Origin of the sequence: Chishuiella changwenlii (assembly GCF_900142565.1) — a bacterium.
GTDB classification, from domain to species: domain Bacteria; phylum Bacteroidota; class Bacteroidia; order Flavobacteriales; family Weeksellaceae; genus Empedobacter; species Empedobacter changwenlii.
Genome location: NZ_FRBH01000003.1, coordinates 225,882 through 242,735, shown reverse-complemented (window position 1 = coordinate 242,735; position 16,854 = coordinate 225,882). Strand labels below are relative to the sequence as shown.

Annotated in this window: 14 protein-coding genes; 10 read left to right on the top strand and 4 right to left on the bottom strand. The window is 29.2% G+C overall.

Annotated elements, in window-relative coordinates:
- Positions 1-52: 52 nt before the first annotated feature.
- The 6 genes from BUA86_RS16250 to BUA86_RS04405 all read left to right on the top strand — a co-directional run bounded on the left by BUA86_RS16250 (position 53) and on the right by BUA86_RS04405 (position 7,981).
- On the top strand, positions 53-937 hold the full coding sequence (locus tag BUA86_RS16250; RefSeq protein ID WP_229731942.1) for a TonB-dependent receptor plug domain-containing protein: 885 nt from the start codon (positions 53-55) through the stop codon (positions 935-937).
- Positions 934-2,823, top strand: a complete 1,890-nt coding sequence (locus tag BUA86_RS04425) for a TonB-dependent receptor (protein ID WP_229731943.1) — start codon at positions 934-936, stop codon at positions 2,821-2,823. Before BUA86_RS16250 ends, BUA86_RS04425 begins: the two co-directional genes overlap by 4 nt.
- Before the next feature lie 11 nt (positions 2,824-2,834).
- Positions 2,835-4,049 (top strand): DUF4876 domain-containing protein, encoded by a 1,215-nt coding sequence (locus BUA86_RS04420; RefSeq protein ID WP_072930244.1) that lies wholly within the window; start codon positions 2,835-2,837, stop codon positions 4,047-4,049.
- Between the two features lie 13 nt (positions 4,050-4,062).
- Positions 4,063-5,583, top strand: coding sequence for a DUF6850 family outer membrane beta-barrel protein (locus tag BUA86_RS04415; RefSeq protein WP_072930241.1), 1,521 nt, complete (start codon positions 4,063-4,065; stop codon positions 5,581-5,583).
- A gap of 331 nt (positions 5,584-5,914) precedes the next feature.
- Positions 5,915-7,399, top strand: a complete 1,485-nt coding sequence (locus BUA86_RS04410; RefSeq protein ID WP_143147238.1) for a hypothetical protein — start codon at positions 5,915-5,917, stop codon at positions 7,397-7,399.
- Positions 7,400-7,432: 33 nt separating this feature from the next.
- Positions 7,433-7,981 (top strand): hypothetical protein, encoded by a 549-nt coding sequence (locus BUA86_RS04405; protein WP_072930236.1) that lies wholly within the window; start codon positions 7,433-7,435, stop codon positions 7,979-7,981.
- A 164-nt stretch (positions 7,982-8,145) separates the two neighbouring features.
- Here the strand turns inward: BUA86_RS04405 and BUA86_RS04400 are convergent, their stop codons facing one another.
- The 4 genes from BUA86_RS04400 to BUA86_RS04385 all read right to left on the bottom strand — a co-directional run bounded on the left by BUA86_RS04400 (position 8,146) and on the right by BUA86_RS04385 (position 13,218).
- Complete coding sequence (locus BUA86_RS04400; protein WP_072930233.1) at positions 8,146-8,724, bottom strand: phosphatase PAP2 family protein; 579 nt, start codon at positions 8,722-8,724, stop codon at positions 8,146-8,148.
- Positions 8,724-9,248, bottom strand: coding sequence for a twin-arginine translocase TatA/TatE family subunit (tatA, locus tag BUA86_RS04395; protein WP_072930230.1), 525 nt, complete (start codon positions 9,246-9,248; stop codon positions 8,724-8,726). The genes BUA86_RS04400 and tatA overlap by 1 nt, the downstream gene beginning before the upstream one ends.
- Before the next feature lie 92 nt (positions 9,249-9,340).
- Positions 9,341-12,256, bottom strand: coding sequence for a protein translocase subunit SecDF (locus BUA86_RS04390; RefSeq protein WP_072930227.1), 2,916 nt, complete (start codon positions 12,254-12,256; stop codon positions 9,341-9,343).
- Positions 12,257-12,369: 113 nt separating this feature from the next.
- The gene (locus BUA86_RS04385) at positions 12,370-13,218 is read right to left on the bottom strand and encodes a DUF6929 family protein (protein WP_072930223.1); all 849 of its coding nucleotides are present in this window, start codon (positions 13,216-13,218) and stop codon (positions 12,370-12,372) included.
- A 124-nt stretch (positions 13,219-13,342) separates the two neighbouring features.
- Between BUA86_RS04385 and BUA86_RS04380 the strand changes: the two genes are divergently transcribed.
- The 4 genes from BUA86_RS04380 to BUA86_RS04365 all read left to right on the top strand — a co-directional run bounded on the left by BUA86_RS04380 (position 13,343) and on the right by BUA86_RS04365 (position 16,661).
- Positions 13,343-14,560, top strand: coding sequence for an MFS transporter (locus BUA86_RS04380; protein WP_072930221.1), 1,218 nt, complete (start codon positions 13,343-13,345; stop codon positions 14,558-14,560).
- Between the two features lie 39 nt (positions 14,561-14,599).
- Positions 14,600-15,166, top strand: a complete 567-nt coding sequence (locus tag BUA86_RS04375) for a cob(I)yrinic acid a,c-diamide adenosyltransferase (RefSeq protein ID WP_072930220.1) — start codon at positions 14,600-14,602, stop codon at positions 15,164-15,166.
- Positions 15,159-15,791 (top strand): thiamine diphosphokinase, encoded by a 633-nt coding sequence (locus BUA86_RS04370; RefSeq protein WP_072930218.1) that lies wholly within the window; start codon positions 15,159-15,161, stop codon positions 15,789-15,791. Before BUA86_RS04375 ends, BUA86_RS04370 begins: the two co-directional genes overlap by 8 nt.
- A gap of 135 nt (positions 15,792-15,926) precedes the next feature.
- Positions 15,927-16,661 carry an SIMPL domain-containing protein gene (locus BUA86_RS04365; RefSeq protein WP_072930216.1) on the top strand — a complete coding sequence of 245 codons (735 nt, stop codon included), beginning with the start codon at positions 15,927-15,929 and terminating at the stop codon, positions 16,659-16,661.
- Positions 16,662-16,854: the final 193 nt, after the last annotated feature.

The window sequence follows — 16,854 nt, the reverse complement described above, 5'->3', positions numbered from 1 at the left end:
TTTAGATTAAATTAAAATAAGATGTAGTTTTGCAGAAATTAATAAAACATAAATGAAATTTTGTTTTTACATTATTCTCTTTACTTCATTATCTTTTTCAGTAAATGCACAGAATTATTCTCTAGAAATTGAACTAGAGAATGAAAATGATTCTTTGGTTTCTGGTATACAAATAACTGTTACATCTCCTCTAAATAATAAGATTATTGGTTATACCAATAAGAATGGAATCTTAAAAATTGATCATTTACAAAACGATAATTACTCAATTTTAATAGAATCTATTAAGATTAATACAATTAAAGAAGGTATCTACCTTACTTCTAATCTAAAAAAGAAGTACGAAGTAGAAACTAAAATAAACGAGTTAAACGAAATTGTACTTACAGCAAAAGAATCGAAAGGTTTAACAAGTACTTCTATAATAGATCAAAAAGCAATGCAGCATTTACAGCCGTCTAGCTTTACAGATTTGTTAGAGTTATTACCTGGACGAAGCTCTATTGACCCTATTTTTAATCGTACCAATAGTATAAAATTAAGAGAAACTGGAATTGCAGATTCTCAAGAAAATTATACAATCTCTTCTTTAGGAACAAGTTTTATTGTAGATAATATCCCCAAGAATGTAAATGCTAATTTACAGTATACTGCTGGCTCATCTCTTTCCATTAATTCTGGTAATAACATAGGGGCTTCGGATGCTAGAAGAAGCAGTGTTGCAAAAGGTGTTGATATGCGCGCAATATCTACTGATCAAATAGAACGTGTTGAAATTGTAAGAGGTATTCCATCTGTGGAATATGGTGATTTAACAAGTGGATTGGTTAAAATTATCCGAAAAAGAGGACAATCAAATTTAGAAGGTCGTTTTAAAGCAGATGCTTACAGCAAAATGTTTTATCTAGGTAAAGGAATAGAACTTAAAATAATTTGAATTTAAATTTCGGGGTTGATTTTCTTAATGCTAAACCAGATCCTGTAAATGATTTTGAAAATTATAAAAGAATTACAGCCTCTTTCCGTTCTTACAAAAAATGGGACAATGATAAATCTACTATAGATTGGAATTTAAATTTAGATTATACTGGTTCTATTGATAATGAAAAAACAGATCCTGATAATTCATACGCATTAACTGACAGTTATAAATCTTCTTATAATGATATTGCTATTTCTAGTACACTAGATTGGATTTTTAAAGAAAGTAAATTTCTAAAAAGTTTAAATTTCTATTCTGGAATTTCTCAACAATTTGATCAAATAAAACAATCTAAACTTGTACAGTTAAGTTCTGCTAAAGCAATTCCTAACACAAAAGAAGAAGGAGAATCTTATGGTGTTTTTCTTCAACCAAAATATATTTCAGATTTAAAAGTAGATGGTAAACCAATCGATTTATATCTAAAATTAATTGGGAATTTTGATTTAAAATGGATTAACGCTAGAGCTGGAGCAGAATGGAAATATGCAAAAAATAATGGTGATGGACAAGTTTATGATCCTCTACTTCCTCCTAGTGAGGATATGAATACTCGAACAAGATCTTATAAAGAAATACCTGCAATTCAGGATTTATCATTTTTCGTAGAAACAAATAAGAAATTTAAAATAGAACAACATCAGTTTGAGTTTTTAGCTGGATTAAGAAGCATTACATCGCCTGGTATTGATAAAAAATATACCATTAGTAAGCAGTATTATTTTGATCCTCGAATTAATTTCCAATGGAAATTACCTAATATTTACATCAATAATAATCCTCTAAAAATTGACTTTACTGCAGGATATGGGGTAAATACAAAAATGCCTACTCTAAATATGTTGTATCCAGAAAATACGTATGTAGATTTTGTACAGCTTAATTATTATCATGATAATCCTGCATACAGAAGAATTCATTTAAAAACGTATGTATTAGATAATACTAATTACGCATTAAAACCAGCTGTAAATAAAAAATGGGAAATTAGAACTGATTTAGAATACAAAGGAACCAATTTCTCTTTTACTTATTTCCAAGAAAGAATGAGCTCTGGTTTTAGAAATATGAAAGGTTATAACCGCTATACATATAGAAAATTTTCTACTTCAGCTATAGATCATACAGCAATTAATCAAGCACCTAATGTGGAAGATTTACCTTCTGAAACTATAAATGAATTAGGAACTTATACTAAACAAGCAAACGGTAGTGTATTAGATAAAACTGGAATTGAATTCCAAATGAGTACAAAAAGGTTTTCTATTATTAATACTCGACTTACAGTTAATGGTGCTTGGTTTAAAACGAAATATACCAATAGTCTTCCTGTATACGATAGAAATGATAAAATCATTATTAATGGAAAACCAACACCTTATTTAGGTCTTTATTTAAATGATGATGGAACTGAAGGAGAACGTTTTAATACCAATATTATGGGAGATACTTATATTCCTGTTCTTAAGTTAGAGTTTTCTACTTCTGTACAAATTATGTGGTTCTCTTCTTCTAGATCTTTACCAAAAAATGGTATACCAATAGCGTATGTAGATCCATCTGGAAATCAATACAATTACGAAGAAGCTGATAAAAGTGATCCAGCTCTAAAGTGGTTAATTTTAAATTATAACGATAATGCATTCAGAAAATATACAACTCCTTTTTCTATGAATGTCAATTTTAAAGTGTCGAAAGTTTTTTATGAAAACTTTCGTGTCTCTATGTTCGTAAATCGCTTACTAAACTACTACAAAGAATACAACGTTAACGGTCAAACTTTAGGACGAAGAGGACTTACATCCCCTTATTTTGGAATGGAACTTAATATAAAATTTTAAATATAAATACTATGCAAAAATTACTTAGCAGATTCGGTATACTTACAGTACTATCTGCATTTTTACTATTCTCTTGTAATAATAATGATGATGAAGCTATAAAATCTTCTTCGGTAATCTATACAAGTAAATTACCAGATGGTATTCAGAATGCTGATATTATTCAATTAAATTATACTTTCAAAGAATTAAACACCGGTAAAGTTTCGGAACACACAGTAAACGGAAACAAAGAATTAACGATAGATTTACCAACTGGTTCTTACGAAGTTTCTGTATCTGGACAAATAAAAATTCAATTAGATGGAGGTGAAAGTACAGAAGATGTTGTAGGATATATTTCTTCTGAGGCTATTACTTCTACTGACAAGAATAAAACGATACAATTATTTATAAAAGTTGCTAAAGGAGATTTAATTCTTGAAGAGTTATTTTTTACAGGGACATTATCTCCTGAAGGAAAACAATATAATGGAGATAAATATTTCAAAATTTACAATAATTCTGATGAAATACTTTATGCAGATGGTTTATTAATTGTTCAGTCTGAATTTTTAACTGTAGAAAAACAAGCATACAGACCTAATATTATGGCAACAGACTTTACAGCAGGTGCTATAATTATGTTACCAGGAAATGGTAAAGATTTTCCTATAGCGCCAGGTAAATCTATTGTTGTTGCAGAAGATGCTATCAATCACAAAGAACTTAATCCTAATTCTATCGATTTAAGAACGGCTGATTTTGAAATTTATAATGATGATATGGATGATGTAGACAATCCTTCAGTAAAAAATACACTTCCAGTTTTCTCTAGTATGATTATGCATAACAGAGGTTTTACAAGTTATGTTTTAGCTAGAATGCCACAAGGAATGGATATTAGTCAATACTTAGCACAATATAATTATACGTACGAATATGATTTTGTTTTTGGAAAAGATACTTTTCCTATGAGTAATGATGCATATAAAATTCCAAACGATTGGATTATAGATGCTGTAAACCTTAGTGTTAATTCAGAATTTCAATGGATTGTTACTGCTCCTTCTTTAGATGCTGGTTGGACATACAGCGGAACTGTAGATAGAGATAGTAATAGATATGGAAAAGGTGTAAGAAGAAAAACATTGTCTACTTCTACTAATGGAAACAAAATTTTGGTTGATACAAATAACTCAACAAGAGATTTTTCTGCGCAAGTAAAACCATCTTTATTTAATTAGAAATAAATACAACATGAACTTTCGTTTTAATTACACATTATTTCTTTTTTTTATCAGCATTACATGTTCTTATGCACAAAATAATTCGTTAGAGAAGTACCTGCAAAATAATTTTTCGACTAATCATTTTTTTGATTCTATCAATACAAGTATTGCAGATCAAATTATTAGTAAAAGAAAGAATTATACAGCATTAAGCGGAAGGTATTATAATACTAAAGAGAATAATAATATTAAGCAAAAAGGAAATGGTTTAGATCATTTATCTTTTCATGTTATTTCTAATTATTCTATAGATTCTACGAATTATGTTTGGGGAAATGTATTCTATAAAAATGGAACTAGAAATAATGTAAAATGGAACGAAAGTTCTGATTATGATAAAATTTCCCCTTATGTTATGGCAGATTCTATTGGTGGAAATTTATCATTAGAAGAATATTACATAGAAGGTGGATATAACCGAAAAATGAAAAATTTTAATTTTGGAATAAAAGCTGACTATCGTGCTTTGATGGAATATAGGAATAGAGATCCTCGTCCAAAAAATACAATTTCAGATTTAAATTTTGGACTTGGAATTTCTTCTAAAATTACAAAAGAGAAAATAATTTCATTAAATATTTTGCTTAATAAATACAGTCAAGCAAACGAATTAAAGTTTTTTAATCAACTAGGAAATCCAGAAGTATATCATTTTAATGGATTAGGAATTTATAGTAATTTATTTCGAAATAATAATAAACGGGTTTATTTTGATGGTAATGGATATGGCTTTCAGTTAGCTTATTTAAATGCTACAAAAAAAGGATTAATGGGATCTGTAGGTTATTCTACAAGTTCTATTGAGAAAATATTAACCAATTTGCAAAGTTTAGTATCATCAACATTAACAGAGGATAAATATTCTTTTAATATCTCTTACTCTACTCCTAATTTATCTTTTTTTAAAGGAATAAAATTATCTTCAGTATTTAGAAATAGAAAAGGGACAGAGGGAATATTTTTTAATGAAACATCATCAAATTATAAAAAAATTGGCGAAGCTACACGCTACCATTATAATGAAAAAGTGGTGGAATTATCTTCTTTATTCGATGTAATGAAGAATACAAAACTTCAAAATTTATCACTATCTCCTTTCATTAAATACATTTCATCAGAAGAAAAATACACAGATCCATTAATTAAACAAGCTATAAAAAAGATAATTGTTGGTTTAAATACTAATTTATTTTATGAATTAAATGATAAAACGCTTCTCAATTTTAAAGTAGATTTTGGTGTAAATAATAATTTGAGTAATCAATGGTTATCAAATTATAGCTATCAAAAGCAATCTATAGAAGAAATGATGAATCAAAACTATCAGTATTTAACTTCAAATTATTGGTATATTAATCTTTCTTATAGACATAATTATATTCTTAGCGATAAATACACTATCTTCTTAGAAACAAAATACAAATACGCAGATTTTAAGAAGAGTGATTATAATTCTTACTTTGATATATCATTAGGATTTTTCTTTTAAAAATGTAAAAAATAATCTCACATTTATCATTTTATTATAATTTTTCAAAAAAATGTTGTCTTTTAAAGACAACATTTTTTATATAATTTCATTACTGTAATTAATCATAAATTACACGTTTAACAATCGTTTTATATTCATATAATAAAATAGTTACTTGTATATATTATCTGTAAAACATTTAAAAAAACAACTAAGTAAAAGCAAATTAAATTCACTTAAACAATTAAATAACAATACGATACAATTATATTTATTTAAAAAATATTTCTAATTTTGTCATGTTAAATTATTATTAACAAGTAAAATATTTAAACTAACCCCTAACCTTATGAAAAACTTACTACCTACCTCCTCACAATTATTTTATAAAATAATTCGTGGATTTTTTATGCTCATATTATTTCTTATTATTTCACAACAAACTTTATTTTCACAGTCAAGAACATTTATAAATCCTGGTCTGGAATTTGGAGTTACTGCAAGTGGTCTTGCTTATATTGACACTAATTTTAGAGCCAATGCCAATTCGGCAGTAGACCGAGGGCATTATTCTTCTAATCCATGGTTTACTACACATGCTAACCAACCAGGTGCATGTGATTTAATGGGTAGTGGAAATTGTCATCCTATCGAGGTTTGGAGATCTGGTCATGGTGAACCAAGGGTCTTTGCTGCAGAAGGTATTAATTTCGTAGAACTTAACGCTATTCAACAATCTGCTATTTATCAAAACATCTATCTAAGACCTGGTGACGTTATTAATTATTATTTTAGGCATAGAGCAAGGCAATTTACATCAGAACAAGTAGCTATACAAGTTTACAATCAAAATCAAATTCACCAAATACAGATAGGTACATCAAATATACCTTCTAGTACTTCTTCTTGGTCTATTAATCAAAATTCAGTTACTTTACCTTCGACATTTGTTGCTGGTGTTTATAGAATAGCATTTCAAGGTTATGGTGGTACTCCTTCTGTTGGTAATTTCTTAGATGATATACGAATTAGAATTAGTCCTATAATAGATTTAAAATACTCTAATGCTCTTTCTTCATGCGAAGGCGTTGTAAATGGAAATGGTAGTTTATTCTTAAGAATTAATGGTTCTGTTACTGGAACAACTACTGTAGCTGTAGAATTAATAAATCCTAGAAATGGTAATGCTGCAGCGAATAATGCCGATATAAATCTTACTCCTGTAGCCAACTCTAACGGTACTCCTTCTGTAACACATGTTGATGGAACAAATATTTATTTGATAACAATTCCTCCTGGTAATTATGATGGAGGTACTACACTTGGCTATAGAAATTCTACAAACCACGAAGATGGTGTAAGAATTAATATTACACCAATAAATGACGACATTAATGAACCTGATGAATCTTTTGCTTTTGAAATTAAACCACAAAATACAAATGGAGCAACAGATAATTTCGATTCTACAACTAGTCCAGTTTTTTCTGACACATTTACTAATATAACTGATGACTATACAATAAAAAGATGTGGTTGTTATGATGATGCGAATACTAGTGGTAATGGAATTGATAGTATAGTAGGAATAACACTTTTAGGAAGAGCATCTGAAAAAAACAAAGACAATTGGCCTATGATAAGAAAAGGAGCTCATCTTGTTTTAGAATCTAACCAAAAAGGATTTGTAATAAATAGATTATTTACAACCCAAATAAGGAATTTTATATCTCATCCACAAGAAGGGATGATTTTATATGACAGAGATGAAAAATGTCTAAAACTTTACGATGGTACTTCTTGGGCTTGTTACAATATTCCTGCTTGTCCTTAATTATAACAGATAAATAAATTTTAAATAAAAAAGATGAAAAATATAATTACACTAATTTTTATAACAATAGCGAGTAATACAAATGCTCAAGTTATCATTGGCGATGATGATACTGGTTCAGCAATATCTAAAAACTCTGTTTTGCTTGACTTTGCTACTGGTCAAAACAAAGGTATTATTTTACCTTATGTTAGAACGCTACCTACTAATCCTACAGAAGGAACTTTATTACTTGATGCAACTAACCCTGAAAAAGCACATGTAAAATATTTTAATGGCGAATGGATAAGTCTAAGTGGAGATGCAGATTCTAATATTAGTGATGCTTTGGCAAACCAGCCATTACCAGAAGATATTAAAGAAACTAGTATTTCTAAAACAATTTTTGGTGGAGAAACAACTACAGAAGATGGTGTTTTAGTTTTAGAATCACAAACAAGATTATTAGTTTTACCAACTGTTAATGATGTTCAAGATATAGTTAATCCTTCACCTGGAATGATTGTTTATGTAAATAAAGCAAATGCAAAAAGACTTGCTGTTTTTAATGGTAGTAAATGGGCTTATTGGAAAAAACCATAAACCTTATTATAATTTGTAAATAAAACAAGGCGAATACAACTAGTATTCGCCTTGTTTTATATTATAATATTGTTTCTACAATGTTTTATTATGTTCAGCTTGTCTCACATTAGTTTTGAAAAAACTAAAATATTTAAACAATTTCTATACTATAAAAAGAGTATTTAATCTCTTTCAAAGAAATATTTTTTCTCTAAATAATAATAGATTTTTAAAAATAGATACGAAGCTACTACTCCTATTAGTGATCCAAAAAATACATCACCTGTAAAATGTACACCTACATAAACTCTACTATAGGCAATCATTAAAGCCCAAAGTAATAATACATAAATTAACCATTTATATTGTTTACGTAATAAAACACCTATAAAAATTGCAACTGCAATATGATTAGATGCGTGTGCAGATGTAAAACCATATTTACCTCTCCCTTCACAATCTATTGGGCGAAATAAACCTTGTAACTCTGGTGTGTGACAAGGACGAAGACGTTGAAAATAGTTTTTCAAGATATTTGTAAACTGGTCAGCACAAGTAATCATTAAAGCAATACATACTCCTGCCAATAATGTTTTTTTCCAACCTAATTTAAGGTATAATACGATTAGAAAAATTACATACAAAGGAATCCATGTTTTTTTTTCTGTTACAAGTAACCAAAACCAATCCCATTTTTGTTCACCTAAATTATTGAAGTACAAGAATATTTGCGCATCCCAATTAAAGAAATCTTGTATCATTATCTACTAATTGTTCCTCCCATTCCTAAAACATCATTTACAGAAGGCTTCTCTTCTGTTGGTGTATCTTCTTTTTCGATACTTTTTTCTTCTGTAATTGGTGCTTGTGTAATTTCTAATTCTGTTTTTACACTTTCATCTTTTACTACATCAGGTTTTTCTTCAACAACATTTTCATTATGAATGCTATTGTGTATTTCATCTACAGGATTACGAACTTCATCAAATGATTTCTGAAAATCTTTTATTGGATTAATTTCTTTAAAAGAATCTTCTACTTCATTCATCGGATTTAGTTCCTTTATCGTTCGTTGGATATCTTTTGTAGGGTCAACATCCTGAACAGGATTCATTATCTCTTGTTTAATGTCTTCTGAGGCTTCTTTCAGCTTTCGTACAGCAGATCCTAGGCCGCGAGCAATTTCTGGAATTTTATCTGGTCCAAAAATAACGACTGCAACTACCATTATAATTACGATTTCTTGGAAATCTAAAAACGCTGGATATATTACTAAATTATTCACGCAACAAATGTATAAAATCTAAATTGAGAAAAATAAAAAAAGCCATCAAATTTCTTTGATGGCTTTCTTAAAATTTATTTAAAATTTGAATTTTATTTATTCATTTGACCTTTTCTTGTAAAGTCATATAATAATGGAGATGCTACGAAAATTGATGAGAATGTACCAATAACGATACCTACCAATTTAGCAAACATAAATCCTTTTATTGACTCTCCACCAAAAGCAAAGATGATTAATACAATCAAGAATGTTGATAATGATGTATTGATTGTACGTGATAATGTTTCTGATGTAGAAATATTAATAATATCGTACAATTTGTGATGTTTTTCGATTGTTAAATTCTCACGGATACGATCCAAGATAATAATCGAGTCATTCATCGAGTAACCTATAACTGTTAAGATTGCCGCAATAAATGCTTGGTCAATTTCCATATTAAAAGGTAATACACCTTTAAATAAAGAGAAAACACCTAATACAATAATAACGTCATGCGCTAATGCAATAATCGTAGATAATGAGAATTGCCAACGTTTAAACATTACAATTAAGTAGAAGAAAATTGCAACTAAAGCTAAAGATACTGCTATAAAAGAAGCTCTTGTTGTATCATCTGCAATTGTAGGTCCTACTTTAGCAGAAGACATTAATCCTATTGATGCATTATCTTCTGAGAAATGTTTCTCCGTTATATTAGCTGGTAAATATGATTTTAATCCCGTATATAATTTAGTCTTAATTTCATCATCTACATTTGTTCCATCTTCGTCTGCTTTGTAAGCTGTTGTAATTTTTACTTGGTTTTGCCCACCATAAGTTTTTACTTGAGGAACTAATTTTTCTCCTTCGTAAACAAATACATCACCTAAACTTTCAGAAATTTCTTGTGGATCTACATGCTTATCAAAACGAACTGTATATGTACGTCCTCCTTGGAATTCGATACCCATATCAAATCCTTTTGTAAAGATAGATATTAAAGCAATAATTGTTAAAACAATAGAAATAGCATAATTTACTTTTCTTGTTTTTAATAAATCAACTTTAATATTTTGTAACCAATGTGCTGTAAAACTTGTATAGAATGGAACTGATTTTCCTTTCGCTAAACGTCCTTCTACAAAATAACGTGTAATAAAAATTGCTGTAAATGTAGAAGTAAAAATACCAATCATAAATGTTGTTGCGAAACCAACAACTGGTCCTTTACCAAAGAAGAATAAAATTAAAGCTGTGATAAATGACGTAGAGTTAGCATCTATAATTGCAGAGAAAGCTCCTTTCCAAGAATAAGCAAAATCTACAGCGTTACGCAACGATTTTCCTTTTCTTAACTCCTCTTTTACCCTTTCGTAAATTAAGATATTAGCATCCATACCCGTAACTAATGTTAAGATAATACCTGCAATACCTGGTAATGATAAAGTTGCTTTTAATGAAACTAAGAATCCTAATAAGAATAATAAGTTAATGATTAATGCAACATTTGCATAAAGACCAGCACGGCTATAGTAGAATAACATCCATACTAATACCAATGCGAATGCACAACCAAATGCGATTAAAGAGCTATTAATAGCTTCTTGTCCTAATGATGGTCCTACAACCTCCGCAGAAACAATTTTAGATGAAGCTGGTAAAGAACCTGCTTGTAAAATGTTTCCTAAATCTTTTGCTTCTTCTAATGTGAAGTTTCCAGAAATTTGAGAGTTTCCTCCTGTAATTTGATTCTTGATACTTGGAGCAGAATATACCATGTTATCTAAAACAATAGCAACTCCTTGTCCATTACGATCTGCAGCAGATGGTTTTAATTCATCAGTAATACGAGACCACTCTTGTGCTCCTACTTGATTCATTTGCATAGAAACCACTGGCTCATTTGTAATAGAACCTGCATTACGTTCAGCAGATGCAGAAACTACTTTATCACCAGTAATTAATGGTTCTTGCGTTCCATTTTTACCTTTTAAAACATAAAATTCTAATAATTTTGGAGTATCCTTTGCTGCAGGATCATTTCCATAATTATTTACTTTATTTGCCCAAGAATATTTATATCCTCTAACATTAGCTGGTAAACTTGCTACAAAACTTTTGTCTTGTAAAACACGGTTTACAACAGCAGTATCTTTTACATCGACAGCGAAACTAGCGTTAGAACCAATTCCTTGCATAACTTCTCCTAATGATTTGATCACTTGACCATTATCATTTTTTACATTATATTTCTCTGTATTAATAGAAGAAAAATATTGTAAAACTGTAGGATCTTGGCGTACAACTTGCCAAAACTCTAACTTAGCTGTAGATTGTAATAATTTTTTTACACGATCTGTATCCGAAACACCTGGTAATTCTACCAAGATACGTCCGTCACCTTTTTCACCTAAACGTTGAATAACTGGTTCTACAACACCAAATTGGTTAATACGAGAACTAATAACGTTATATGCCGTAGCAACTTTAGCTTCGATATCTTTACGGATAACTTCTTTTACTTGATCGTCAGTAAAATTAAATTTAATTTTATCTGCATTATCTCTGTTACCAAATAATTCTGATGAAGCATATTTTGTTCCTCCTTTTACTTTGTCAAATTCTTGAAAGAATAATTCAACGTAAGGAACGTTACCGTTTGATTTTTGAGCTTTATCTGTAGCATCCAACGCTGTTGATAACATTGGATTTTGAGTTTTAGCTGCTAAATTCTCGATTAAATCTCTTTCAGAAACTTGTAAGATTACGTTAATACCACCTTTTAAATCTAATCCTAAATTGATTTCATTGTTTTTGGCATACGCATAATCGTATTTAATAATTCCTAAATCTAATGGATGTTGAGCTAAACTATCCAAAATTCTTGGTTCGTCTTCTGGCTTACTCGCTAAACGAGCCGCCTCATGCTCTACCTTAGTTGTGTACCATGTATAACTTAATTGTCTGATACACAAGAGACTTAAAATAATTGCAAATGTTGCAATGAGCCATCTTCCTCGCATAATGTTTAATTGATAAATAAATTTTAACGGACAAATATAACAGTCTTAGAAATATTTTCACAATTTTTTAAGAGATATTATATTAAAAAATCCGTATTATAATAGTTTGAATTTTATTTTTTAATCTTGTATTTATATTGATAAATCGTTGCTTTCTTAGAGTCATCATCATTATCTTCACACATATACACGATATACTTTCGTTTATTTTTCTTTTTTAAGGCTAATCCTTCAATTTTTCTATTGTCAACTATTTTTTCCCAACGAACAACATTCATTGTTTCCAAATCTAATTCTCCGATAATAGATCCTTTTATTTCGCCATCATGATAAGTTGTACTGTTCAGTTCTACTGTTGCAGTAAATAGTATTTTTCCATTTACTAAAATAGCATCAGAAAAAGTTGTTAATTCATTTGTAATTTCAGGTAATTCTATTGGAAAAAATTCAACTTTCTTATTTCTTAAATCGTTTATTTTTCCATCAACTCTAAAAATCCCATTTCTCTTAGCTGGTCCATTTCCTCTATTAAAGAAATAAGTTGCATTATCATCAGCTACAATTCCCTCTATATTAAAATCTTTTTCTGATAACTGAGAAACCTCTAAAAACTGACTAAATAGAAATTTATAATTATCATTTTTAATTTCTTTCGTATTTAAATTATATGAAATCAAATCAAAACGATTTTCTTTAGAACCAGAACCTATAACGTAAATATGATCTTCATATTTTGTAATCGCTTCAAAATCGGGTTTATTGCCTTTTGTAATTTCCTGAGATTTAATTTCAGGTTTTAAATCAACATTTTCTACTTTCTTTTTCTTTTTATCGTAGACATATAACGTAGCATCATTATCTGCTATTGTATAAATATATTGCTGATCGATTACTAAACCAGAAGCAGCTCCAGGTCCATTAATTACGAATAAGGTTTTAAGAATTAAATCAAAAAATAACATGGTTATTTATTTTGTATTTATAATGGCTCCAAAAGTAATCAAAAGAATATCAGAAACCTTTATAAACGAAGATTTTTTTGTAAAAAAAGATAGTACCTTTGCAAAAAATTACACCTGAAATAAAATGATGAAAATTCTAAAAATCTACATTGATGCTTATAGCGGTCTTTCTAAGGAATCTTGGATGTTAGCAATTGTAATGTTGTTAAACCGAATGGGATCTATGGTTTTACCTTTTTTAGGTATTTACATGATTTCTGAATTAGGTTTTACATTAGAAAACTCTGGAATTGTTTTAAGCTGCTTTGGTATAGGTTCTGTTGTGGGGTCTTGGCTTGGTGGTTGGATTACAGATAAAATTGGAAATTTTAAAGTGCAAGCAATTAGTTTATTTCTAAGCGCTCCCCTATTCCTTATCTTACCATTATTTAAAACAGTGGAATCTTTTGCTGTAATTATGCTAATTTTAAGTAGTATTAGCGAAATGTTTCGACCTGCGAATTCTGTTGCTATTACTCGTTATGCAAGAAAAGAAAACATAACGCGTGCCTTTTCTTTAAATAGAATGGCTGTTAACCTTGGTTTTTCTATAGGTCCTTCTCTTGGAGGTTTCTTATCTTATTACTCATATGATTTACTTTTTTATTGCAATGCTGGTGCGGCTTTAATTGCAGGAATTGTATTCTTTGTATTTTTTAATGGTCGAAAAGAAAGAAATACTGGAAATACAGAGGAATTAGAATTAGATAAAACTGTAAAAGAAAGAAACGCTTATACAGATGTTCCATTTTTAGTTTTTAATTTATTCTGTATATTATTTTCTATTGCATTCTTTCAAATACTTAACACGTTACCTCTATTTTATAAAGATGTCGTGAAATTAACACAATCAGAAATTGGATTGTTAATGGGATTCAGTGGATTTTTAATTGTTGTTTTCGAAATGTTATTAATTCATTACACAGAGAAAAAATTCACTGTGACACAATTATTAGTTTTCGGATCATTTGTTACGGCAATTAGTTATTTCATCTTTGTATTTAATCATACATTAGGATTTTTATACCTAGGTATTGGATTAATGTCTATTGGAGAAATGTTAGTTTTACCATTAATGTCTACTGTAACAGCATTTCGTTCGCAGAAAAATAATAAAGGAGCCTACATGGGATTGAATGGAATGTCTGTTTCTGTTGCATTTATTGTTTCGCCTTTTTTAGGAACACATGTGGCTACATCTTACGGTTTTAATACACTTTGGGTTATTACTTCTATCATATTATTTGTAGTTGCAATCGGGTATCATTTTTTTACGAAACCTCTTTTACAAAAAAATGTGTAAGATTTTCTTATCTTAGACCTTTATAATAACGCATACACAATGAAAGTATATACAAAAACAGGTGACAAAGGAACAACTGGACTTTATGGAGGAACAAGAGTTTCTAAAAATAGTTTAAAAATAGAGTCTTATGGTACTGTTGATGAATTGAACTCTTATTTAGGTTTAATTCGTTCTTATGAGATTAATCCTGCTTTAGAAGAAGAAATAATTATCATTCAGAAAGATTTATTTAATCTAGGAGCTGAATTGGCAACTCCTGTCAATAAATTATATTTAGCAAACGGTAAACCTCGTATTCCAAAAACAGTTTCCGAAGAAGATATTACACAATTAGAAGATTGGATTGATGATTTAGAAAGTCAATTAGAACAATTAACTCATTTTATTTTACCTGGTGGAGATTTAGCAGCTTCTCACGCACACGTAGCGCGTTGTATTTGTCGCCGTGCAGAACGTTTTACAGTTGGATTAGCTGAAGTTGAAGAAATTCGTCCTGAATTACAAAAATACCTTAATCGTTTATCTGATTATTTATTTGTTTTAGGTAGAAAAATTGCTTTAGACAATAAGCACGAAGAATTAAAATGGATTCCAGGTGAGTAAAAAAGCACTCTTATTTCTGAATGGTGAAGTGCCAACAATTATTCCTATTGTAGAGAATTATGGAAAAGTTTTCTGTACAGATGGGGCATTTCACTATTTAGAAAAATTAAATATACAGCCAGATGTAATTGCTGGTGATTTTGATTCTGTTAATCCAAATGATTTTCCAGAGACAATAGAAATTATTCAAACTCCTGATCAAAATGATACAGACTTTGCTAAAACTTTAGCCATTATCATCTCAAAAGGTTTTGATGCTGTAGATGTTTTTGGAGCAAGCGGACAACAACAAGATCATTTTATAGGTAATTTAAATGCTGCATTTCGTTTTAAGAATCAAATAAAAATTACATTCTACGATAATTACAGCACTTACTTTTTTGCAGATAAAAAAACTACATTAACTGGATATTACGATCAAACAATATCTCTCCTTCCCTTTCCCGAGTGTAAGAATATTGTAACAAAAGGTTTAAAATATCCTCTTTATAAGGAAGATTTAAATTTACTTTCTCGTATCGGAACAAGAAATAAAGCGGATGACGATAGTATCGAAATTGAATTTTCCGAAGGCGATTTAATCATTTTTATCATCAACCCTGATTATCCTATTTTATTGGCATAATTTTTCGTAGATTTATTCTAAATGAACATGTTGTGTTTTTTAATTAAAACTCTTCTATCCTATTCTAATAAAGAATTTTTAGAAGGAAAAAATCATTTCAAAAAAGCACATACAATAAACCAAACGAATTAAATTATGAATAAATTTTCAGCAATTGTTGCAGGTATTTTGGCTATAGGGTTAATTATTGCAGCATGTATTTTAGGCAATGCTTATAAATACAAATTTAGAACCAGCGAATCTATTAATGTTACGGGAAATGCTTTAAAAGATTTTAATGCAGATTTAGTAAAATGGAGAGCAACATATAGTCGTAATGATTTTGATTTAAAAGTTGCATCGGATCAATTAAAAAATGATCAAGAAATGGTGAAAAATTTCCTTTTATCACAAGGAATTAAATCCAATGAAATTGTTTTTAAAGCTGTCAATATTTCTAAAGATATCCGTTATGGAACAGATGCAAATGGAAATTCTACTTCTCAATTCAACGGGTATATTCTTTCGCAAGATGTAACAATAGAATCTACAGATTTAGATAAAATAGAAAAAGCTTCTCGAGAAATTTCAAATTTAATTAGTCAAGGAATTGAGCTTAATTCATCTAATCCGAATTTTTATTATTCGAAATTAGAAGATTTAAAATTAGAATTAATTGCTCAAGCTTCTGAAAATGCCAAACAACGAGCAGAAAACATTGCAACAAAATCTGGTGGAAAATTAGGAAGCCTTAAAAAAGCCGATTTAGGAATTTTTCAGATTACTGGTAAAAATGACAATGAAGAATATTCTTACGGAGGAGCTTTCAACACAACTTCTCGTCAAAAAACAGCACAAATTACAGTAAAAGCTAGTTACGGAGCGAACTAGATTAGTGGTTAGTGGTTAAATAAAACAAATTCTTATCTGTCAGTTCGAGTGTTTTTCGTAGAAAAATGTATCGAGAACTTAGGCAGATAATCTCAAAATATTATTGAAGTTGGTTAAATTAATTATTGACTATATAATTTTATTTTCTGTCATGTTGAGCCTGTCGAAACATTTTATAAAATGCTTTATTATT